This window comes from Streptomyces sp. NPDC001902 (assembly GCF_042891295.1).
GTDB lineage: Bacteria > Actinomycetota > Actinomycetes > Streptomycetales > Streptomycetaceae > Actinacidiphila.
In genome coordinates this window covers 49,277-70,418 of the sequence record NZ_JBIATA010000004.1, presented here as the reverse complement: position 1 = coordinate 70,418, position 21,142 = coordinate 49,277, and the positions used below count along the sequence as shown (strand labels likewise).

General features: G+C 73.5%; 23 protein-coding genes. 15 read left to right on the top strand and 8 right to left on the bottom strand.

Annotated features, from left to right (window positions below):
* The first annotated feature begins 5 nt into the window (after window positions 1–5).
* The gene (locus tag ACFYYN_RS09065; protein WP_499511481.1) at window positions 6–407 is read left to right on the top strand and encodes a hypothetical protein; all 402 of its coding nucleotides are present in this window, start codon (window positions 6–8) and stop codon (window positions 405–407) included.
* Window positions 408–413: 6 nt separating this feature from the next.
* Here the strand turns inward: ACFYYN_RS09065 and ACFYYN_RS09060 are convergent, their stop codons facing one another.
* Window positions 414–1,034, bottom strand: coding sequence for a hypothetical protein (locus tag ACFYYN_RS09060; protein ID WP_500545245.1), 621 nt, complete (start codon window positions 1,032–1,034; stop codon window positions 414–416).
* A gap of 71 nt (window positions 1,035–1,105) precedes the next feature.
* Between ACFYYN_RS09060 and ACFYYN_RS09055 the strand changes: the two genes are divergently transcribed.
* Window positions 1,106–2,116 carry an NADPH:quinone reductase gene (locus ACFYYN_RS09055; protein ID WP_500545244.1) on the top strand — a complete coding sequence of 337 codons (1,011 nt, stop codon included), beginning with the start codon at window positions 1,106–1,108 and terminating at the stop codon, window positions 2,114–2,116.
* An 80-nt stretch (window positions 2,117–2,196) separates the two neighbouring features.
* Window positions 2,197–2,784, top strand: coding sequence for a TIGR03086 family metal-binding protein (locus ACFYYN_RS09050; RefSeq protein WP_500545243.1), 588 nt, complete (start codon window positions 2,197–2,199; stop codon window positions 2,782–2,784).
* Here ACFYYN_RS09050 and ACFYYN_RS09045 read toward each other — a convergent pair.
* Entirely contained in the window at window positions 2,771–3,607 is an 837-nt protein-coding gene (locus tag ACFYYN_RS09045) for an undecaprenyl-diphosphate phosphatase (RefSeq protein ID WP_500545242.1), read from the bottom strand. The genes ACFYYN_RS09050 and ACFYYN_RS09045 overlap by 14 nt on opposite strands.
* 465 nt (window positions 3,608–4,072) lie before the next feature.
* Here ACFYYN_RS09045 and ACFYYN_RS09040 point away from each other — a divergent pair, with 465 nt between their 5' ends.
* The 9 genes from ACFYYN_RS09040 (at window position 4,073) to ACFYYN_RS09000 (ending at window position 12,676) form a co-directional block, all read left to right on the top strand.
* On the top strand, window positions 4,073–5,167 hold the full coding sequence (locus ACFYYN_RS09040; RefSeq protein ID WP_500545241.1) for a magnesium and cobalt transport protein CorA: 1,095 nt from the start codon (window positions 4,073–4,075) through the stop codon (window positions 5,165–5,167).
* Between the two features lie 26 nt (window positions 5,168–5,193).
* Entirely contained in the window at window positions 5,194–6,369 is a 1,176-nt protein-coding gene (locus ACFYYN_RS09035) for an NAD(P)/FAD-dependent oxidoreductase (RefSeq protein ID WP_500545240.1), read from the top strand.
* Window positions 6,366–6,674 (top strand): (2Fe-2S)-binding protein, encoded by a 309-nt coding sequence (locus tag ACFYYN_RS09030; RefSeq protein WP_500322324.1) that lies wholly within the window; start codon window positions 6,366–6,368, stop codon window positions 6,672–6,674. The genes ACFYYN_RS09035 and ACFYYN_RS09030 overlap by 4 nt, the downstream gene beginning before the upstream one ends.
* A 355-nt stretch (window positions 6,675–7,029) precedes the next feature.
* A complete protein-coding gene (locus tag ACFYYN_RS09025; protein ID WP_500545239.1) occupies window positions 7,030–8,364 on the top strand; it encodes an FAD-dependent oxidoreductase in 1,335 nt (444 codons plus the stop codon).
* Window positions 8,361–9,260 (top strand): dihydrodipicolinate synthase family protein, encoded by a 900-nt coding sequence (locus tag ACFYYN_RS09020; protein WP_500545238.1) that lies wholly within the window; start codon window positions 8,361–8,363, stop codon window positions 9,258–9,260. The genes ACFYYN_RS09025 and ACFYYN_RS09020 overlap by 4 nt, the downstream gene beginning before the upstream one ends.
* 62 nt (window positions 9,261–9,322) lie before the next feature.
* Window positions 9,323–10,324, top strand: coding sequence for a proline racemase family protein (locus tag ACFYYN_RS09015; protein WP_500545237.1), 1,002 nt, complete (start codon window positions 9,323–9,325; stop codon window positions 10,322–10,324).
* Window positions 10,325–10,382: 58 nt separating this feature from the next.
* A complete protein-coding gene (locus tag ACFYYN_RS09010; RefSeq protein ID WP_500545236.1) occupies window positions 10,383–11,054 on the top strand; it encodes a GntR family transcriptional regulator in 672 nt (223 codons plus the stop codon).
* Window positions 11,051–11,749 (top strand): (2Fe-2S)-binding protein, encoded by a 699-nt coding sequence (locus tag ACFYYN_RS09005; RefSeq protein ID WP_500545235.1) that lies wholly within the window; start codon window positions 11,051–11,053, stop codon window positions 11,747–11,749. The genes ACFYYN_RS09010 and ACFYYN_RS09005 overlap by 4 nt, the downstream gene beginning before the upstream one ends.
* 135 nt (window positions 11,750–11,884) lie before the next feature.
* Entirely contained in the window at window positions 11,885–12,676 is a 792-nt protein-coding gene (locus ACFYYN_RS09000; RefSeq protein ID WP_500545481.1) for an SAM-dependent methyltransferase, read from the top strand.
* A 14-nt stretch (window positions 12,677–12,690) separates the two neighbouring features.
* Here the strand turns inward: ACFYYN_RS09000 and ACFYYN_RS08995 are convergent, their stop codons facing one another.
* Window positions 12,691–13,149 carry an SRPBCC family protein gene (locus ACFYYN_RS08995; protein WP_500322332.1) on the bottom strand — a complete coding sequence of 153 codons (459 nt, stop codon included), beginning with the start codon at window positions 13,147–13,149 and terminating at the stop codon, window positions 12,691–12,693.
* A gap of 138 nt (window positions 13,150–13,287) precedes the next feature.
* Here ACFYYN_RS08995 and ACFYYN_RS08990 point away from each other — a divergent pair, with 138 nt between their 5' ends.
* The gene (locus ACFYYN_RS08990; RefSeq protein ID WP_500545234.1) at window positions 13,288–13,515 is read left to right on the top strand and encodes a hypothetical protein; all 228 of its coding nucleotides are present in this window, start codon (window positions 13,288–13,290) and stop codon (window positions 13,513–13,515) included.
* 470 nt (window positions 13,516–13,985) lie between these two features.
* On the opposite strand, the gene glnA is transcribed toward ACFYYN_RS08990, so the two are convergent.
* Window positions 13,986–15,398 (bottom strand): type I glutamate--ammonia ligase, encoded by a 1,413-nt coding sequence (gene glnA, locus ACFYYN_RS08985; RefSeq protein ID WP_499511463.1) that lies wholly within the window; start codon window positions 15,396–15,398, stop codon window positions 13,986–13,988.
* A gap of 199 nt (window positions 15,399–15,597) precedes the next feature.
* Here glnA and ACFYYN_RS08980 point away from each other — a divergent pair, with 199 nt between their 5' ends.
* On the top strand, window positions 15,598–16,065 hold the full coding sequence (locus ACFYYN_RS08980; protein ID WP_500545233.1) for an RDD family protein: 468 nt from the start codon (window positions 15,598–15,600) through the stop codon (window positions 16,063–16,065).
* Window positions 16,066–16,159: 94 nt separating this feature from the next.
* Here the strand turns inward: ACFYYN_RS08980 and ACFYYN_RS08975 are convergent, their stop codons facing one another.
* The 4 genes from ACFYYN_RS08975 to lipB all read right to left on the bottom strand — a co-directional run bounded on the left by ACFYYN_RS08975 (window position 16,160) and on the right by lipB (window position 19,212).
* Complete coding sequence (locus ACFYYN_RS08975; protein WP_500322334.1) at window positions 16,160–16,840, bottom strand: DUF4191 domain-containing protein; 681 nt, start codon at window positions 16,838–16,840, stop codon at window positions 16,160–16,162.
* A 79-nt stretch (window positions 16,841–16,919) separates the two neighbouring features.
* Window positions 16,920–17,153: an SCO2195 family GlnR-regulated protein gene (locus ACFYYN_RS08970; protein ID WP_499516811.1), complete on the bottom strand. Its 234-nt coding sequence runs from the start codon at window positions 17,151–17,153 to the stop codon at window positions 16,920–16,922.
* Window positions 17,154–17,391: 238 nt separating this feature from the next.
* Window positions 17,392–18,366, bottom strand: coding sequence for a lipoyl synthase (gene lipA / locus ACFYYN_RS08965; RefSeq protein ID WP_500322335.1), 975 nt, complete (start codon window positions 18,364–18,366; stop codon window positions 17,392–17,394).
* 39 nt (window positions 18,367–18,405) lie between these two features.
* Window positions 18,406–19,212, bottom strand: coding sequence for a lipoyl(octanoyl) transferase LipB (lipB, locus tag ACFYYN_RS08960; protein WP_500545232.1), 807 nt, complete (start codon window positions 19,210–19,212; stop codon window positions 18,406–18,408).
* Between the two features lie 363 nt (window positions 19,213–19,575).
* On the opposite strand from lipB, the gene ACFYYN_RS08955 reads away from it, so the two are divergent.
* The gene (locus ACFYYN_RS08955) at window positions 19,576–21,099 is read left to right on the top strand and encodes an NsdA family TPR-like regulatory protein (RefSeq protein WP_500545231.1); all 1,524 of its coding nucleotides are present in this window, start codon (window positions 19,576–19,578) and stop codon (window positions 21,097–21,099) included.
* The last annotated feature ends 43 nt before the right edge of the window (window positions 21,100–21,142 follow it).

The following is a 21,142-nucleotide window of genomic DNA, read 5'->3' as shown; positions in this document are numbered from 1 at the left end:
TGGGTATGGCAGCGGACTGGTGGTCCATCGAAGTCCTCAACGCCAGCACATCCGCCGCGGCATGGCGTGACGCGTATGCGCCGACGCTCGTGGAGTCGGCGGTCACCAACCGTGCACTGGCGTGGGAATGGCACTCGTACGGGTGGGGCGTCGTCTTCGAGTTGTGCTTCCGTGAAGAGGAGCACTGGCTCGCATGGCGCGCCCTGCCCGGCACTCGCGCGGCGCTCGACGCCGTCCCCGATCCGGTCTCCGGCGTCCTGGTCCACCGCGGTCGCGGCGGCACCAGCGGAGCCTTCGTCCCCCGCTCCCCGCACCGGTCGCCGGGCGCGGCCGCGGTGGGTCTCCCCGATCCGCCGCCGGAACCGTCCGGCGCGGCCGTCCTGTGCGAACGGGCGGCGCGCGCGTAACGCCCCTCAGCGCGCGCCCCGCCCCGCCCGCATCTGTGGTGGCCACGCGTGGCCCGTGGTCTCCAAGGCCGCGGCCCGCAGCAACTCGAGCACGGCGGCGGCGGGATGGTCGGTGAACGCGGGGAACCGCCACCGGTGGTACGCGCTCCAGTAGCTCACCGCGCGGCGCTCGGTGAGGGCGAGGAACTCAGGGTGCTCCGCGGCGAACCGCCCGTACACCCGGCGTGCCTCGCTCCCCGGCGCCAGGGCCCCGGTGAGCCGTGCGTGGAGGTCGGCGACGATCTCCGGCACGTACTCGCCGGTGAGCCGCACCACGAACGGCACCGCCCAGGGCTCGGCCACCCCGGCCACGTGCGCCGCGTGGCGTTGCCGTACGTACCCGTCGTGGTGCAGCGCGTACAGACAGTGCAGGACGAGGCGCTGCCGGGGGGTGAGGGCGGCCGGCACGTCCGGGTCCGGTTCGCGGCGGTGGAGGCGCACCGGCATCCGCACATCGCCGTGGACCTCCCAGTGGGGGTCGTAGGGCGGGGGCGGTGGGAGCAGGGCTGCGACGGCGCGCACGTCCGGCGCGAGCGGGGCTGGGAACGCCGCCTCCAGGGACGGCGGATCGGCGGGCGCGGCGGACACGGGCCGACCCTACCCGGACCGGACACCTGTGCGGCGGGAAGAATGCGCCTCGGTGCCGCCTTGTACGGATCATGAAGGCCATCGTGTACACGGAAGGCGGCGGCCCCGAAGTGCTGCGCCTGACCGAGCGGCCGCTGCCGCAGCCGGGTCCGGGCGAGGTACGGGTACGGGTCGAGGTGTCGGGGGTCAACCCGACGGACTGGAAGTCGCGGCGCGGCGGTCCGCCCGCCACGGTCACGGAGCAGGTGCCGAACCAGGACGGCGCCGGGGTGGTCGACGCGGTCGGGGACGGCGTCGACCCCGGACGGACCGGTGAGCGGGTGTGGCTGTGGGAGGCCGCCTGGCAGCGGGCGGACGGCACCGCCCAGGAGTACGTGACGCTCCCGGAGGCACACGCCGTGCCGCTGCCCGCGACCGCGTCGTTCGACACCGGCGCGAGCCTCGGGATCCCGGCGATGACCGCGCACCGCGCGCTGACGGTGGCGGAAGGCGGCCCGGCCCGGCTCGCCCCGGGTGTCCTCGGCGGCCGGAACGTCCTGGTCGCGGGTGGTGCGGGCGCGGTCGGCCACGCGGCGATCCAGCTCGCGCGCTGGGCGGGGGCGTTCGTCGTGGCCACGGTCAGCAACCCCTACAAGGCCGAGCTCGCCCGTGCCGCGGGGGCGCACCACGTCGTGGACTACACGGCCCCCGACCCGGCCGCGGAGATCCGCCGCGCCGCCCCGGAGGGCGTGGACGTCGTCGTGGAGGTCGCCGTGGCGGTGAACAGCGGGCTCGACCTGGCGGTGCTGGCGCCGAACAGCGTCGTCGCCTACTACGCGGACAACGGCGGCGCCGAGTTCACGCTGCCCGTCAGGGAGACCTTCGCGCGCAATCTGCGCTGGCACGGCGTGCTCGTCTACACCATGCCGGACGCCGCGAAGCGCGAGGCGGTCGCGGCCGTCACCGAGGCCCTGCGGGACGGCGCCCTGCGGTCCGGCGAGGAGTCGGGGCTGCCGCTGCACCGCTTCCCGCTGGAGCGCACCGCCGACGCCCACGCGGCGGTGGAGGAGGGCGTCGTCGGCAAGGTCGTCGTGGATGTGTAGGCCGCGGGGGCGGCGGGCGGCCGCCCGGGCTGTCGCGTTTGTTCAAGACCGGCCGCCGCCCCTGCGCCGAGCATGGCCGCATGACCGAACTGCACGCGTACCTGATCGAAGCCGCGGGCGAGGCCGCCCGCGTCGCCCGCGGGGTGGGCGGCGACCCCGCCCGGCTCTCCGCGCCGACGCCCTGCGGGGAGTGGGACACCCGCACGCTGCTGAACCACTGGATCCTCTACACCTCGCACGGCCTGGAGCACCGCGCGCTGCGCGAGCCGCTGCCCGAGGAGCTCACGGCCCGCGACTTCACCGCCGGCCCCGACTGGGCCGGGGCGTACGCGGAGCAGCTGGACCGGGCCGTGGCGGCGTGGGCGGCGCCGGAGGCCTGGGAGGGGGAGGTCGACCTGGGCCATGGGTCGATGCCGGCCGCCGAGGTCGCCTCGATGATCGTCAAGGAGCTCGCCGTCCACGGCTGGGACGTGGCCCGTGCCACCGGCCAGGAGTACCGCTGCGGCGAGGCCCTCGGCGCGTTCGTGCTGGCGGTCGTGGACCGGTACGCCGAGGTCTACCGCCGGTACGAAGGGTTCGCCGCGCCCGTCACGCTGGCCGACCCCGCCGCGGCCACCGCCTTCGAGCGGGCCCTGGCCCTGTCAGGCCGTACGCCTACGCGGCGATGACCCCCGTGCCCAGCAGGCCGAAGAGGAGGACGCCGATCACGAGCCGGTAGATGATGAACGCGTTGAACGAGTGCTTGGCCACGAACTTCAGCAGCCAGGCGATCGACGCGTAGGCGACGACGAAGGAGACGGCCGTCCCGACGACGAGCGGCGCCGTGTCCACCCCGGCGCCGAGCGCGTCCTTCAGTTCGTACAGACCGGCACCGGTCAGCGCGGGGATGCCCAGGAAGAAGGAGAGCCGCGTCGCGGCGACCCGGTCCAGGTCGAGGATGAGCGCGGTGGACATCGTCGCGCCGGAGCGGGAGAAGCCGGGGAAGAGCAGGGCGAGGATCTGCGAGGAGCCGACGAGCATGGCGTCCTTGAACGTGGTGTCGTCCTCGCCGCGCTTGTGGCGGCCCATCTGGTCGGCCGCCCACATCACGCCGCTGCCGACGATCAGCGAGCCCGCGACCACCCACAGCGAGGCCAGCGGCCCCTCGATGAGGGGCTTGGCCGCCAGGCCGACGACGACGATCGGGATCGTCGCGAAGATCACCCACCAGCCGAACTTGTAGTCGTGGTGGTACCGCTCCTCGCGGTTGACGATGCCGGTGAACCACGCCTTGCAGATCCGGACGATGTCCTTGAAGAAGTAGACCAGCACGGCCGCGATGGCGCCGGACTGGATGACCGCGGAGAAGGCGACGACGGCCTTGTCGTCCACCGGGATGCCCATCAGGCCCTCGGTGATCTTCAGGTGGCCGGTGGACGAGATCGGGAGGAACTCGGTGACCCCCTCCACGACGCCGAGCACAGCTGCCTGACCGATACTGATGGCGCTCATGGGACCCATCTCTGCGGAGGACGTGGCATGCCCGGGCCTGCACCGGCCGGAGCCCTACGGAGTGTAAGAGAAGTCCCGCGCCCCCCGCGAACCAGGTCCGCCCCGACCGCACCCCCGACCGGACGCCCCGGCAGGCGGCCACCTCGCGAACAGGGCGGTCGCGCGGGAGCACGGTCCGGCGGTCTGTCGCGCATGTCACATCACCGGCATCCGGTGAGAAATGGTGCCGAAGGTTATTTCTGTCAGGAAAATGTGCGGAAGCGCGCAAAATGATGCGACCCCGGCGCGGGGGCGATCGCCGACGACGTGGCGGCCGGCGCGACACCCCCGCCATGGGAAGGAGGCAGCGGCGTCCGCACCGCCGCACCCCAAGGCCCGCGCGGTGCAAGGACGGTGTGACGGAGGGCTCGAACAGGCCCGGTCGTGGGCAATACTGGCGGCCGCATGCCTGCGTAGGAGCCTTTCATGTCGATGATCAGCAATCTCCGCAAAGCCGTCCGCCTCACCCACGTACGCCAACGGCGTGTGGACCTCAGCCACCCGGCGCGTTCCCCGCTGGGCAGTTCGGTGGTGAACTGCGTGGTCTACATGGACGGACTGCGCCAGGACGACTGCGCCGCGTACGAGGCGATCGCCCGGGTCCGCAAGTCCGGCCGGGGCTTCGTGTGGATCGGGCTCCACGAGCCGTCGGAAGCGGAGTTCGCCGGTGTCGCGGAGCTGTTCGGGCTCCACCCGCTCGCCGTCGAGGACGCCGTGCACGCCCAGCAGCGGCCCAAGCTGGAGCAGTACGGGGACACCCTGTTCACCGTCCTCAAGACGGCCCGCTACGTCGAGCACGACCGGCTCACCGCCACCAGCGAGGTGGTGGAGACCGGCGACGTCATGGTCTTCACCGGATCCGACTTCGTCATCACGGTGCGCCACGGGGGCCACGGCTCGCTCGGCCCGCTCCGGGAGGGCCTGGAGACGGTCCCCGACCAGCTCGCCAAGGGGCCGGCCGCCGTCCTGCACGCGATAACCGACCACGTCGTCGACCAGTACCTCGCCGTCACCTCCGCGGTCCACGCGGACATCGAGCAGGTCGAGACCGACGTCTTCTCCGACCACCGCGGCCGCGGCACCGACGCCGGCCGGATCTACCAGCTCAAGCGCGAACTGCTGGAGCTCAAGCGGGCCGTGGCCCCGCTCGGCCGCCCCCTCCAGCGGCTCGCAGAGGAGCCCCTGCCCGGCATCGAGGCCGACCTGCGGACCTACTTCCGCGACGCCGCCGACCACCTCGCCCGCGCCACCGAGCAGGTCACCTCCTTCGACGACCTGCTCAACTCGATCCTCCAGGCCAACATCGCGCAGGTGTCCATGGCCCAGAACGAGGACATGCGCAAGATCAGCGCCTGGGTCGCCATCCTCGCCGTCCCCACCATGATCTGCGGCCTGTACGGCATGAACTTCGAGCACATGCCGGAACTGCGCTGGACCTACGGCTATCCGCTCGCCGTGGGCGTGATGGCCGTCGCCTGCTTCGTCATCCACCGCGGATTCCGGCGCAACGGCTGGTTGTGAGCAGTGCTGTGTGACATATTACCGGCGTGAGCAAGCCGACGAGCTGCGATGTCGTGGTCGTCGGCGCCGGGATGGTGGGCGCGGCCTGCGCCCTCCAGGCCGCGGCGGCCGGGCTCCGCACCGTCCTCGTGGACCGCGGGCCGGTGGCCGGCGGCACCACCGGGGCCGGCGAGGGCAATCTGCTGGTCTCCGACAAGGAGCCGGGTCCGGAGCTCGCACTCGCCCTGCTCTCCGCCCGGCTGTGGCAGGAACTGACGGAGCGTCATCACCTGGGCGTGACCGCCGAGTACGAGGCCAAGGGCGGGCTCGTCGTGGCGTCCGGCGCGGACGGACTGCGCGCACTGGAGGGCTTCGCCGCCGCCCAGCGGCGCAGCGGCGTCCAGGCGGTGCCCGTCCCGGCGGACGGGCTGCGCGAGCTCGAACCCCACCTGGCGGACGGACTCGCCGGGGGTGTGCACTACCCCCAGGACGCCCAGGTGCAGCCCGCGCTCGCCGCCGCCCGCCTCGTCCGCGCCGCCCGCGACCTTGGGGCGCAGGCGCGTCTCGGCACCACGGTGACGGCGGTGCTCCGCGCGCCGGACGGCGCCGTGCGCGGGGTCCGTACCGACCGGGGCGACATCCACGCCCCGGCCGTCGTCAACGCCGCGGGCACCTGGGGCGGCGAGGTGGCCGCCCTCGCCGGGGTGCGGCTGCCCGTACTGCCGCGACGGGGCTTCGTCCTGGTCACCGAGCCCCTGCCGGCGCGCACCGTCCGCCACAAGGTGTACGCGGCCGACTACGTCGCCGACGTCGCCAGCGACTCCGCCGCCCTGCAGACCTCCGCCGTCGTCGAGGCCACCGCCGCCGGCCCCGTCCTCATCGGAGCCAGCCGCGATCGCGTCGGCTTCGACCGCACCTTCTCCCTGCCCGTCGCCCGCCGCCTCGCCGCCCAGGCCCTCGCCCTGTTCCCGGTGCTCCGGGACGTCGCGACGCTGCGCGCCTACACCGGCTTCCGGCCCTACCTGCCGGACCACCTCCCCGCGATCGGCCCCGACCCCCGCGTCCCCGGGCTCCACCACGCCTGCGGCCACGAGGGCGCCGGCATCGGACTCGCCCCGGCCACCGGCCACTTGATCGCGCAGTGCCTCACCGGGGCCCGCCCCGAGCTCGACCTCACCCCCTTCCGCCCCGACCGCTTCCCCGCCGAGGAGGCCACCCCGTGAGCCGTCGCAGCCCCCTGCGCCTGGCCCGCGCCGCACCGGGCCCGGGCTTCACCTTCACCTTCGAGGGGCGCGACATCCCCGCCCACCCCGGGCAGTCCGTCGCCGCCGCCCTCTGGTCGGCCGGCGTCCTGTCCTGGCGCACCACCCGCGTCGACGGCGCCCCGCGCGGCGTCTTCTGCGGCATCGGCGTCTGCTTCGACTGCCTCCTCACGGTCAACGGCCGCCCGGGGCAGCGCGCCTGCGTCACCGTCGCCCACCCCGGCGACGTCGTCACCCCGCAGGTGGGCACGGGGGAGCTGCCGTGAGCGCCGGCGTCGGGGCCGCGGTGCGTCGTGGCCGGGGCGGGCGTCGGGGAGCTGCCGTGGGTGTCCGCGGTGCCGGCCCGGCGCGGTGCGGCGGTTCGGCGCGGTGGCGGGCGCCGGCGAAGGCGCGCGGGCAGCGGAATCCTCGGGAAGGGACGGCGGGTCCCGCCGCGGACCGGCCCGGTCCGTCGGTGACCGCGGCGACGTCGCCGGCCATGGCCGGGACGTCCGTCCCGGACTCGCCGGACGGTGCCGGAGCCAACGGAGGGGGACGGCCGGGGCCCGTGCGGGGCTTGTCCGCGCCTCAGGGGGTGGTCCGCGGGGGGCGCCCCGCACCGGGCCCGCGGGGGACGCGGGCGTGACCGGGGACAGGTACGAGCTGGCCGTCGTGGGGGCCGGGCCCGCGGGGATCGCGGCGGCGCTGGCGGCCGCGGACGCGGGCGTACGGGTCGCCCTGGTCGACGCCGCGCCCCAGGCGGGCGGGCAGTTCTACCGGCAGCCCGCGCCGGGACTCCGGGCGCGCAGGACCCGGGCCCTGCACCACGCGTGGCGCACCTGGCAGGGGCTGTACGGGCGACTGGAGGCCCACCTCGCCACGGGCCGCGTCACCCACCTGCCGCAGCGCCAGGTCTGGTGCATGGAGCCCGGGTTCACCCTCCACACGCTCGAGGCGGGCGCGATCCGGGCGGACGCGGTGGTCCTCGCGACCGGGGGCTACGAAAAGGTGCTGCCGTTCCCCGGCTGGACGCTGCCCGGGGTCGTCACGGCGGGCGGCGCGCAGGCCATGCTCAAGGGCGGCCTGGTGCTCCCCGGCCGTACGGTCGTCGTCGCCGGGACGGGGCCGCTGCTGCTGCCGGTCGCGGCGGGCCTCGCGGCGGCCGGGGCGCGCGTCGCGGCGCTCGCCGAGGCCGCCGACCCGCGTGACCTGCTGCGGCACGCCACCGCCGTACCCCTCGGCAAGGCCGTGGAGGGTGCCGCCTACGCCGTCCGGCTCGCCCGGCACGGGATCCGCGTGCGCTGGCGGCACACGGTTGTCGCCGCCCACGGCGAGGACCGCGTCGAGGCGGTCACCCTCGCCGGGCCCGACGGCACACGGCGCCGCGTCGCCTGTGATGCCCTCGCCGTCGGCCACGGGCTGTTGCCGCACACCGACCTGGCGGACTCCTTCGAGGTGGACGCGGAACAGCGCACCCCCACCCCCGGCGTCTGGGCCGCGGGCGAGGTGACCGGCGTCGGCGGCGCGGAGCTCGCGCTGGCCGAGGGGGAGATCGCCGGCCGTTCCGCCGCCGCCCGGCTGCGCGGCACCGAGCCCGACCCCGCCGCGTGGGTCGCGGCCGCCCGCCGCCGCGGGCGGCTGCGGAGGTTCGCCGCCGTGCTCGACGCCGTCTACCGGCTCCCCGGCGACTGGGCGGAGTCCACCGTCACCGACGACACCCTGCTGTGCCGCTGCGAGGAGGTGCCCGCCGCCGCCGTCCGCGAGGCCGTCCGCGACCTCGGCGCCGGCGACCTGCGCACCGTCAAGCTGCTGACCCGCGCCGGGATGGGCTGGTGCCAGGGCCGCGTCTGCGGCCCCGGTGTCGCCGCCGTCGCCGGTTGCCCCTTCACCGACCCCGGGCGGTCCCTCGCCCGGCCCGTGCCGCTCGGCCTGCTGGCCGGCGGGGCAGAAGAAGAGGAAGAGAGGGAACGGCCATGAACACCACCCCCGACCGCCCGTGGCGCGGCGTGCTCGTCGCCACCGCCCTGCCGCTGCGCGCAGGTGACCTGTCCGTCGACCACGAGGCCTACGCGGCCCACTGCGCCTGGCTGGTGGCGAACGGCTGCGACGGCGTCGTGCCCAACGGCTCCCTCGGCGAGTACCAGGTCCTGACCCCTGCCGAGCGCGCGCGGGTCGTGGAGACGGCCGTCGCCGCGATCGGCGGCGAGCGCGTCGTACCGGGCGTCGCCGCGTACGGCTCGGGCGAGGCGCGCCGCTGGGCCGAGCACGCCGCCGACGCCGGCTGCTCGGCCGTGATGCTGCTGCCGCCCAACGCCTACCGTGCGGACGAGCGTTCCGTGCACGCCCACTACGCCGAGGTCGCGCGGGCGGGGCTGCCGGTCGTCGCGTACAACAACCCCTACGACACCAAGGTCGACCTGACCCCGCGCCTGCTCGCGGAGCTGCACGGCGCGGGTCACATCCAGGCCGTGAAGGAGTTCAGCGGCGACGTGCGCCGCGCCTGGGAGCTGGCCGAGCTCGCCCCGGAACTCGACCTCGTGGTGGGCGCGGACGACGTCCTGCTCGAACTGGCCACCGCGGGCGCCAAGGGCTGGGTGGCGGGCTACCCCAACGCGCTGCCCCGCGCCTGCGGCGAGCTCTTCCGCGCCGCGGTCGCCGGGGACACCGCGACCGCGCTGCCGCTCTACCGGGCGTTGCACCCGCTGCTGCGCTGGGACTCCCGGACGGAGTTCGTCCAGGCCATCAAGGTGTCGATGGACCTCACCGGCCGGTACGGGGGCCCCTGCCGCCCGCCGCGCACGCCGCTGCTGCCGGAGCAGGAGAAGGAGGTCAGGGCCGCCACCGAGGCCGCGATCGCCGCCGGCCTCGCCTGACCGGGCTCCGGCCTCGCCCAGCCGGGCTCCGGCCCCCCGACCCACGAGGAGGACACACCCCCATGCGCAGCAAACTCGTCCTGCACGCGGTGGACTCCCACACCGAGGGCATGCCCACCCGCGTCGTCACCGGCGGCATCGGCACCGTCCCCGGCGCCACCATGAACGAACGCCGCCTCCACTTCCGCGACCACCTCGACCACATACGGCACCTGCTGATGGACGAGCCGCGCGGCCACGCCGCGATGAGCGGGGCGATCCTGCAGCCGCCGACCCGTCCGGACGCCGACTACGGCGTGATCTACATCGAGGTCTCCGGCTACCTCCCGATGTGCGGGCACGGCACGATCGGCGTGGCGACCGTCCTCGTCGAGACCGGCATGGTGCCGGTGACCGAGCCCGTCACCACGGTCCGTCTCGACACCCCGGCGGGCCTGGTCGTCGCGGAGGTCGCCGTCGAGGGCGGTGCGGCGACCGCCGTGACCCTGCGCAACGTCCCCTCGTTCTGCGTCGCGCTGGACCGCAAGGCCGTCCTCGCCGACGGCCGCACGGTCACGTACGACCTCGCCTACGGCGGGAACTTCTACGCGATCCTGCCCCTGGACGGCTTCGGCCTGCCCTTCGACCGTTCCCGCAAGGACGACATCCTCGCCGCGGGCCTCGCGCTGATGGACGCGATCAACGCGGAGGACCCGCCCGTCCACCCGGAGGACCCCACCATCCGCGGCTGCAAGCACGTCCAGTTGCTGGCGCCCGGCTCCACGGCCGTCCGTTCACGGCACGCCATGGCCATCCACCCGGGCTGGTTCGACCGTTCACCCTGCGGCACCGGCACGAGCGCGCGCATGGCCCAGCTGCACGCCCGCGGCGAACTGCCCCTGCACCAGGACTTCGTGAACGAGTCCTTCATCGGCACGCACTTCACCGGCCGGCTCACCGACACCGCCGAGGTGGCCGGTCTGCCCGCCGTGCTGCCGTCCGTCACGGGCCGCGCCTGGATCACCGGCACCGCCCAGTACCTGCTGGACCCGGCCGACCCGTTCCCCGCCGGATTCGTCCTCTAGCCGCCCGGGCACCGATACTGGGCGCATACATGCCACGTCGCCGAGGAGGAGCCACCGCATGGCAGCGCACGACGGGCCCGCCCTGCCCGCCCTCGGCGGGCAGCGCACCGGCAGTTACCGCGAACTCGTCGCGGACGCCCTGCGCGCGGCGCTGGTCGCCGGGGAGCTCCGCCCCGGCGAGGTGCACTCGGTGCCCGCGCTGGCGGCCCGCTTCGGCATCTCCGCCACGCCCGTCCGCGAGGCGCTGCTGGACCTGGCCAAGGAGGGGCTGCTCGACCCGGTGCCCAACAAGGGCTTCCGGGTGACCGCGGTGTCCGAGCGGCAGCTCGACGAGTACACCCACATCCGCTCGCTCATCGAGGTCCCGACCGTCACCGGCCTCGCCTCCACCGCCGACGCCACGGCGCTGGAGGCGCTGCGCCCGGCCGCCGAGGAGATCGTCACCGCCGCCGCGGCCGGCGACCTCATCGCCTACGTGGAGGCCGACCGCCGCTTCCACCTCGGGCTGCTCGCGCTCGCCGGCAACGAGCACCTGGTCGAGGTCGTCGGCGACCTGCGCAAGCGCTCCCGGCTGTACGGCCTCACGGCGCTCGCCGAGCGCGGCCTGCTGCGGGCCTCGGCCGAGGAGCACCTGGAGCTGCTGGACGCCCTCCTGGCCCGCGACGGCGCGGCCGTACAGGCCGTCATGACCCGGCACCTCGGGCACGTCAGGGGCCTGTGGGCGCGATGACCGGCGCAGGCGCCGTGGGACCGGGACCCTTCTTCACCGTGCGCACCGGGCCGGGGGAGCCGCGGGCCGAAGGTTTCGTGCCGCTGGCGCAGGTGTACGCCGGGCGGCCGTCGCCCGAGCTCACCGGCCGGGTGGCGGAGGTCGGGCGGCGCCTGCGCACCTCCGAGCGGCGCGTCGCCGCCTCGCTGGCCCACCAGGGGCTGGCCGCACGGCTGTGGTCCGTCGCGCTCGGCCCGGCGGCGCTGACCGGCCGCATGCCCGACCTGTCCGGCGGACGCCTGTGGTGGCACCCCGGCCGGTCCACGCCGGACGAGCTGTGGCTGCCGGACGACGCCCCGGACGTGCCCGCGGGGCGGCTGCGCGAGGACGTCCTCCACGGCCACCTCGTGCCCCTCCTCGCGGCCGTGCACGCGGTGTCGGGCGTCGCGCCCGGACTGCTGTGGGGCAACGCCGCCTCGGCCCTCGCCGGCACCCTGCGGGTGCTGCACTCCTGGTGCCTGGGGGAGGGCGCGCGCCCCGACGCGGCCGCCCGCGCCGTCGCGCTGACGGAGGAACTGACGGCGGACCCGCTGCTGCGCGACGCCGGCGACCTCCGGCTCACCGGGACCGGCGCGCCCGCCTACGCACGCCGCAGCTGCTGCCTGTACTACCGCGTGCCCGGCGGCGGGCTGTGCGGGGACTGCGTGCTGCGCTGAGGGCGGGAAGGGTGCCCTTCGTTCGGCCCCTCGACCAGGAACTATCCACGTGGGCAGAGAAGTTGATGATGTGAAAAGCTGTCGTCAGCGGTGCCGGGTCAGGGCCCGGACGGCCGCCGAGAGGAGCGCAGCGTGATGGAGAACGGCTTCCGCGCAGAGGAGATCGACACCGGCAGGCCGCACCCCGCGCGGATCTACGACTACCTGCTGGGCGGCAAGGACAACTACGAGGTGGACCGCACGGCCGCCGACGCGCTCGCCGCCGTCGCGCCCGAGGTGAGGATCGGCGTCCGCGCCAACCGGGCCTTCATGCGCCGGGCCGTCCGGCACGTGGTCGGCAGCGGCGTCCGCCAGGTCCTCGACATCGGCACCGGCCTGCCCACCTCCCCCAACGTGCACGAGATCGCCCAAGAGGTGGCGCCGGACGTCCGCATCGCGTACGTCGACAACGACCCGATCGTAAACACGCACGCCAACGCCCTGCTCAGCCGCTCGGGCGCCACCAGCGTCGTGCTCGCCGACCTGCGCGACCCGCGGGCCGTCCTGGAGCACCCCGACGTCCGCCGGGTCATCGACTTCGACGAACCCGTCGCCCTGCTCCTCGTCGCCGTCCTCCACTTCCTCACCGACGCGGAGAAGCCCGCCGAGATCGTCGCCACCCTGCGCGACGCGCTCCCGGTCGGCAGTTATGTGGTGCTCTCGCACGCCACCGGCGACTTCGCCGACCGCAGCGACGCCCAGGCGGTCTACAACAACGCCACCGCCACCTTGAACCTCCGCTCCCGCTCCGAGGTCGAGCGGTTCTTCGACGGTCTCGAGCTGGAGGACCCGGGCCTCGTCCAGGTCCCCTTCTGGCGCCCCGACGCCCCGGTCCCGCCCCGCTCCGCCGAGATCGGCTTCTACGGCGGCGTGGCCCGCCGCGGCTAGCGGGACCCCGCCCCTCAGGCGGGCCGGTCCAGACGCGCGGCGAGGACCCGGGCCCTGGCCTGCTGGACCGCCCCCGCCTGGGAGGCCGCGAAGCGCAGCAGGCCGGGGGGCGTGCGCAGGTGCAGGGTGTCGGTGACGAGGCTGCCGGCCCCGTCGCGGTCGATGGCGAAGCGGTAGCCCATGCGGACCCGCGCGGGGCTGCGCACCTCGCCGGAGATCTCGGCGGAGTGCGGCAGGCGGTCCGGGACGGCGACGAGCGTGACGTCGATGACGTTGTCGTGCCGCAGCAGGCCGAGGAAGCGGAACCGCTCCACGGCCGTGTAGCGCACGGTCCCGCCGCTGCGGCGCACGTCGCGGACGTCGACGAGGAGCGGCGACAGGCCGATGTAGTGCGACGGCTCCGCCAGGTGCGCGAAGACCTCCTCCGGCGGCGCGGCTATCCGGAAGGTGTGCTTCAGTTCGGCGGACGGCATCCCGGACCCCTCCTCGACACGGCGCGCGGCACGGTGATCCTCCCACCGCGCAGCCCCGTACGTGCCCCATTCGGCACCCGGGAACGGGAAAGCCGTCAGCCGGCTCTGGGGTGGGAGGATCCTCCCGGAGGGGCGCGTATGGACATGTTCGAACTGATGGCGTGGCTGGCCGAGCGCGGAGTCACGACCGTGTTCAAGGCCGACGGCGACCGCATGGTCGAGCGCAGGAAGGCATGGATGGTCATCGTCAGCGGTGGACCGCTCGGCGAGGACTCGTTCTTCCGCGCGGACATGGCCACGGCGGATGCATGCCTTGACGCGGTGCTCGCTCACCTGGAGAGCAAGGGAATGTCGCCGTTCGCATGACCCGGAAGAGGTTGTTCAAGGAAGGTTCGGCCGAAGGCAATTCCGGTCAGAGCACGGTCAGTTGGCCGGTGCCTCACGGGCGCTTGGCCGGGACGACGTCGAAGCGATCCTGGAGGCCCTGCCTTTGCGTGCCCGCCGTGAGCTTCGGCAGATCGTCGCGCTGCTCGACGAGGAATTCGAGCGGCGGACGCACCTACCGACCCGACAGGCGTCGGTGCCACCAACCGGCCCTGAACCTCACCGGCGCTGTGGGATCCGGCACCGCCCGGCGCCGAGCGGCTCCAGCGCCCGGCAAGCTGCCCGCGTCCAAGTCGCCCGCCTTCCCAGCCGGTGCTCCACGCCACCGCCAGGCCACCGACCGGGCGCGAACGCACGGGGCCGTCGACCGCGTCTTCCGGATGAGGAAGGACGCAGGCGACGGCCCCGGTACGGCCCCGGAGGGGATGCAGGTGCTGTGACCTGCGGCGTTCTTAGATGTCGAAGTAGAGCTCGAACTCGTGCGGGTGCGGGCGCAGCGCGATCGGCGCGATCTCGTTGGTCCGCTTGTAGTCGATCCAGGTCTCGATCAGGTCGGAGGTGAAGACCCCGCCCTGGAGGAGGAACTCGTGGTCGGCCTCGAGGGACTCCAGGACCGCCGACAGCGAGGTCGGGACCTGCGGGACGCCCGCGTGCTCCTCGGGGGCGAGCTCGTACAGGTCCTTGTCGACGGGCTCGGCCGGCTCGATCTTGTTCTTGATGCCGTCGAGGCCGGCCAGCAGCAGCGCCGAGAAGGCCAGGTACGGGTTGCCGGAGGAGTCCGGGGCGCGGAACTCGATGCGCTTGGCCTTGGGGTTCGCACCCGTGATCGGGATGCGGATGGCCGCGGAGCGGTTGCGCTGCGAGTAGACCAGGTTGACCGGGGCCTCGAAGCCGGGGACCAGGCGGTGGTAGGAGTTCACCGTGGGGTTGGTGAAGGCCAGCAGCGCCGGGGCGTGCTTGAGGATGCCGCCGATGTAGTAGCGGGCGGTGTCGGACAGGCCCGCGTAGCCCTGCTCGTCGTAGAACAGCGGGGCGCCGTTGGTCCACAGCGACTGGTGGACGTGCATGCCGGAGCCGTTGTCACCGAAGATCGGCTTGGGCATGAAGGTCGCGGTCTTGCCGGCACGCCAGGCGACGTTCTTCACGATGTACTTGAAGAGCATCAGGTCGTCGGCCGCGGCGAGCAGCGTGTTGAACTTGTAGTTGATCTCGGCCTGGCCGGCGGTACCCACCTCGTGGTGCTGGCGCTCGACCTGCAGGCCGGACTTGATCAGCTCCAGGGTGATCTCGGCGCGCAGGTCGGCGAAGTGGTCGACCGGCGGGACCGGGAAGTAGCCGCCCTTGTACTTGACCTTGTAGCCGCGGTTGTCCTGCTCCGCACCGCTGTTCCAGGCGCCGGCCTCGGAGTCGATGTGGTAGAAGGACTGGTTCGCGCTGGTCTCGAAGCGGGCGCTGTCGAAGACGTAGAACTCGGCCTCGGGGCCGAAGTATGCGGTGTCGGCGATGCCGGAGGAGGCGAGGTAGGCCTCGGCCTTCTTCGCCACGTTCCGCGGGTCACGGCTGTACTGCTCGCCGGTGATCGGGTCGTGGATGAAGAAGTTGACGTTGAGCGTGGAGTCCTTGCGGAACGGGTCCAGCTTGGCCGTGGACAGGTCCGCGATCAGCGCCATGTCGGACTCGTGGATGGCCTGGAAGCCGCGGATCGAGGAGCCGTCGAACATCAGCTGCTCGTCCGGGTCGAAGGACTCGACCGGGACCGTGAAGTGCTGCATTACACCGGGCAGGTCGCAGAACCGGACGTCCACGAACTTGACGTCGTTGTCCGAGATGAACTTCTTCACCTCGTCGGCGTTTTGGAACGACATCCAACTCCTCCTTGGCCCGGCCCGGGAGGCCGGATTGCAGCTCATGGGTGCGACCAGTGCGGTGGCGCACGTTGGTGCCGACCATAGAGATCGGGCATTTCCCTCTCGTGACCCATTTGTTTCTTGCAGGTTAACCGAGCCGCCGCACGGGTGCCGGGTCGGACGCGGGCGCCCCGGGGCGGGGGGTTACCGTGGAGCCGTGGACAACAGGGATGTCATCGGATCGTGGATCGAGGGCCCGAAGGCCGCCGCGGAGAGGATGGGCGTCGACTTCGGCTACCGCGGGCAGCGCCTCGGGCTGCCCGAGGAGGGCCCCGGCTCGATCGCCCCGGTCGGGCGGCGCATCGCGGCCCTCTTCATCGACTGGGGCCTGTGCGCGGTGATCGCATACGGGCTGATCGCGCACCGTGACGCGGCCGCGGCCAATCCGTGGACCACGGTGGTCTTCGGCCTCATGAGCGTGCTGCTGCTGGGCACCATCGGCACCACCCCGGGCAAGCGCCTGCTGCGGCTGCGCGTGGTCCGGCAGGACGGCGGGCGGCTGGGCATGGGCGCCGCGGCGCTGCGGACGCTGCTGCTCCTGCTGGTCATCCCGGCGGTGGTCTGGGACCGCGACACCCGCGGCATGCACGACCGGGCCGTGAAGGCGGTCCAGATCCGGATGTGACCGCGGCTGCGGATGTGACCGCGGCGCACACCACGCGAAGTGCCCCGGACGAATCGATTCGTCCGGGGCACTCCGCGTTCCGTTTCGTATGCGATCAGCGGCCCTTCGGCATCCGCATCCCCTTGGGGAGCGGGCCCTTCGGCACCGGCATGTTGCTCATCAGGTCGCCCAGCGCCCGCAGCCGGTCGTTGACCTCGGTGACCTTGGGGCCGGGCAGGACCCGCGGCAGCTTCAGCAGGGTGGTGCGGATCTTCTTCAGCGGCACCTGGCCCTCGTCGTTGCCCACGACGAAGTCGGTGACCGGGACGTCGACGACGATGCGCGCCATCTTCTTCTTCTCGGAGGCCAGCAGGCCCTTCACCCGGTTCGGGTTGCCCTCGCCGACCAGGACGATGCCGGCCTTGCCGACCGCGCGGTGCACGACGTCCTGGCTACGTGTCATCGCCACCGCGGGTGTCACCGACCAGCCGCGGCCGACGTTGTCCAGCACCGCCGCCGCTGCGCCGGGCTGTCCGTCGAGCTGGCCGAACGCGGCCTTCTCGGCACGCCGCCCGAAGATGACCGCCATCGCCAGCAGGGCCAGCAGGAAGCCCAGGATGCCCGCGTAGATCTCGTGACCGATCAAGAAGCCGATGGCGAGGATGACACCGAAGGTGACGATTCCCACAGCCGCAAGGACGAGACCGACCTTGGAGTCGACCCGCCTGGTCATCTTGTAGGTCTGGGCGATCTGCTTGAGGCGCCCAGGGTTGCTCTCGGATGTTTCCCTCGCCATGCCGCACAGGATACGTGGCCCGCGCGTCCCGGGCCCCACCGGAGGGGGTCCGGTTTTCTCCCGGAGGCTCTGCCGGGGCCTAGAGGACGTCGCCGCGCGGGGCGCGCGAGGAGACCAGGGCGTCCATCACGTGCTGGGCGTCGCGGCGGTCCTTGGCGCGCTTGCGGTCCTCCAGGACGGCGGACCAGGCGTTGCGGCGGGCCGTCTCCTCCGCGCCGCGGAACAGGAAGTACTCCACGGCGCGCAGCGCGCCGGCGGCGGCGCCGGGGATGGTGGTGCTCTGGCGGTGGAGGTGTGCGGCCTCGGCCTGCATGGTGGTGTCCCCCTCAGGACGGCTCAGACGCGGGTGGATGTTCCGCTCATCCAGAGTCACCACATTGTGTTACCAGTCCGTGACCGGTCGGTCAAACCGTCGTGAAACCCCGGCGGTGGCTTTGCGCCGTCCTCCGCGGACGTACCGCACGTCAGGGACGCGTCAGGGGCCCCCGCGGGAGCCCCTGACGTGACGAACCGCACGTTCCGGCGGTGATCCGGAGGTCACCGCAGCGTGATCAGACCGCCTGTGCGGCGACGACCTCGCCGCGCTCGCCGCGGCGCTCGACGGCCTGCTGGAAGAGCCGGCCGGCCCGGTACGAGGAGCGCACGAGCGGGCCCGACATGACACCGGCGAAGCCGATCTCCTCGGCCTCCTCCTTCAGCTCCACGAACTCCTGGGGCTTCACCCAGCGCTCCACCGGGTGGTGCCGCAGGCTCGGACGCAGGTACTGGGTGATGGTGATCAGCTCGCAGCCCGCGTCGTGCAGGTCCTGCAGCGCCTGGCTGACCTCGGCGCGCTCCTCGCCCATGCCGAGGATGAGGTTGGACTTGGTCACCAGGCCCGCCTCGCGCGCCTTGGTGATGACCTCCAGCGACCGCTCGTAGCGGAAGCCGGGGCGGATGCGCTTGAAGATCCGCGGCACGGTCTCCACGTTGTGGGCCAGCACCTCGGGGCGGGCGCCGAAGACCTCGGCGAGCTGCTCGGGCACCGCGTTGAAGTCGGGGATCAGCAGCTCGACCTTGGTGCGGCCGTCGGCCCGCTCGGCGGTCATGGCGTGGATCTGCCGCACGGTCTCGGCGTACAGCCAGGCGCCGCCGTCCTCCAGGTCGTCGCGGGCGACGCCGGTGATCGTGGCGTAGTTCAGGTCCATGGTGACGACGGACTCGCCGACGCGGCGCGGCTCGTCACGGTCGAGGGCCTGCGGCTTGCCGGTGTCGATCTGGCAGAAGTCGCAGCGCCGGGTGCACTGGTCGCCGCCGATGAGGAAGGTGGCCTCGCGGTCCTCCCAGCACTCGAAGATGTTGGGGCAGCCCGCCTCCTGGCACACCGTGTGCAGACCTTCGCGCTTCACCAGGCCGTGCAGCTCGGTGTACGCGGGACCCATCTTGGCCCGGGTCTTGATCCACTCGGGCTTGCGCTCGATGGGGGTCTGGCTGTTGCGGACCTCCAGACGCAGCATCTTGCGGCCTTCAGGTGCGACAGCGGACACGTCCGACTCCCTCTCGCGGCTTCGTTTCCTTGGTGAACATCAGCGTACGCCTGTGGATTCCTGGACGGCCCGGGGGAGCGGCTCGGCCGACTCCAGGACCAGCCGCAGGTGCTTCTCGACCACCGGGAGGACCTCGGCGACGGTGACCTCGCGACCCAGCTCGTTGCTGAGCGAGGCCACCCCGGCGTCCCGGATGCCGCACGGCACGATCCGGTCGAACCAGGTGTTGTCGGGGTTGCAGTTGATCGCGAAGCCGTGCATCGTCACGCCCTTCGCGACGCGGATGCCGATGGCGGCGAGCTTGCGGTCCTCGCGGCGCTGGCCGGCGTTGGACGGGGCGTACTCGGGGCCCGAGAGGCGGGGGTCGAACTCGTCGTCCTGCAGCCGCGGGTCGAAGTCCAGGGTCAGTCCCGGGATCACCGGCGGCCGGTCCTCGATCGGGTCGCCCAGCACCCACACGCCGCTGCGGCCCTCCACCCGGGTGGTCTCCAGGCCGAACTCGGCGCACGCGTTGATCAGCGCCTCCTCCAGGCGGCGCACGTGCGCGACCACGTCCACCGGGCGCGGCAGCTTCAGGATGGGGTAGCCGACCAGCTGGCCCGGCCCGTGCCAGGTGATCTTGCCGCCGCGGTCGACGTCCACCACGGGGGTGCCGTCCAGCGGACGCTCGCTGTCCTCGGTGCGGCGGCCCGCGGTGTAGACGGGCGGGTGCTCCAGCAGCAGGCACGTGTCGGGGATCTCGTCGGCGAAGCGCGCGGCGTGCACGCGACGCTGCTCCTCCCACGCCCCCAGGTACTCCACCGCGTCCTCGCCGAAGCCCAGGTGGACGAAGCGCAGGTCACTCACGGCCGCTCCCTTTGTGGTCCTTTGCGGCGCCCCTCCACGAGTCAAGAGCGCCTCAGCAACTGTACGTCCGGTCAGGTGGTGTCCCGCACGGGGCCGGGGGCTTAGCACCCGGCGAAGGGCAAAGGAAGCGTTCTGCCGATATGTGGGTGCAGATTCACCCGATACAGCGAATGCGAGGCGCTCGGGTGGTGAGTGAGTCGATACAGAACGTTACATTCGCGCCGTTCTGCGGATGGTTCCGGGGGCCGCGGGCGGTGAACACCGCTCCGGACGCCCGCGGCGCCGCGCACCCGCGCAGCCGGACCCCCGCAACTCCGCAACTCGCACGCCCGCACGCCCGGAAGGCAGGGGACCGCACCACTGATGTCCGACCGTTCCTCGCAGCGCCCCCCGAACCGTCAACTGGCCGCCCTGATCGCCGAAGCCGGGTTCTCCAACGCCGGGCTCGCCCGTCGGGTGGACCAGCTCGGCATCGAGCACGGTCTGGATCTGCGGTACGACAAGACCTCCGTCACCCGGTGGCTGCGCGGCCAGCAGCCCCGGGGCACGACGCCCGCACTCATCGCCGAGGTCTTCACCCGGCGGCTCGGCCGGCGGCTGTCCGCCCACGACCTCGGCCTCGACGCCGTCGCCCCCGTCTACGCGGGACTGGAGTACGCCTCCTCCCCGGAGGAGGCCGTGGAGATCATCTCCGGGCTGTGGCGGAAGGACACCGGGAACCAGGCCGACCTCCGCAAGATCGCGTTCACCCCCGCGGGACTGGTCGTCCCCAGCCGTGACTGGCTGATCGGCCGGGCGGACGACCGGGTGGGGCGCGGCCCCGAGCCGGGCACCGGCCCCTCCGGTCCCGGTCCCGGCCACGGCGGCGGTCCGGGGGCGGCGCGGCTGCCGGCCCAGCGCGCGGGGGGCGGGTCACGGGGGGCGCCCGCACCGGTCGTGGTCGCCGCGCCCGCGGTCTTCGGGGGCGCCGGTCAGCGGGTCGGCGTGGGGGACGTCGCCGCCCTGCGCTCCGTCGGTGAGCTCTTCCGCACCCTCGACAACGCCTACGGCGGCGGCCACGCGCGGCAGGCCCTCGTCCGTTACCTGGAGCACGAGGCCGAACCCATGCTGCGCGGCACCTACGGGGAGACCATGGGGCGCCGCCTGTTCGCGGCGGTCGCCGACCTCACCCGGCTCGCGGGGTGGACCTCGTACGACATCGGCGCGCACGGGCTCGCCCAGCGGTACTTCGTGCAGGCGCTGCGGCTCGCGCAGGCCGCCGGGGACCGGGTCTACGGGGGGTACGTCCTCGTCACGATGAGCCGCCAGGCGGTCTACCTCGGGCACGGCCGCGAGGCCGTCCAGCTGGCGCGGGTCGCCCAGCAGGGCGCCGCCGGCGGTGCCCCACCGGTCGTGCAGGCGCTCTTCCACGCCGCCGAGGCACGCGGCCACGGACTGCTCGGCGAGGTCCGCGCCTGCACGGCGGCACTGGTGCGGGCCGAACGCGTCCTGGAGGCGGTCAGGAACGGCGACGACGTCCCGTCCTGGGCGCGCTTCTTCGACGAGGCCCAGCTCGCGGACGAGTTCGGCCACTGCCACCGCGACCTCGGCCAGTACCGCGCGGCCTCGCAGCACGCCGAACGCTCGCTGCAACTGCGCGGCCACGCGTACGCGCGCAGCCGCGTCTTCTGCCGCACGGTGCTGGCCGCCGCGCGCCTCGGCCTCGGCGAGGTCGACGCCGCCTGCGCCCTCGGCGCGGAGGCCATGCAGGCCGCGGTCGAGATGCGCTCGCTCCGTGCCGTCGAGTACGTCCGCGACTTCAGCCGCCGCCTCGAAACCCACCGCGACGCCGCCCCCGTCCGCGCCTTCCACGACCGCGCCGCCGCGCTGGGCGTCCCGGCGGGGTGACACCGGTCGGCGGCGCGGGGAGGATGCCGCCGTCGAGGTCCGG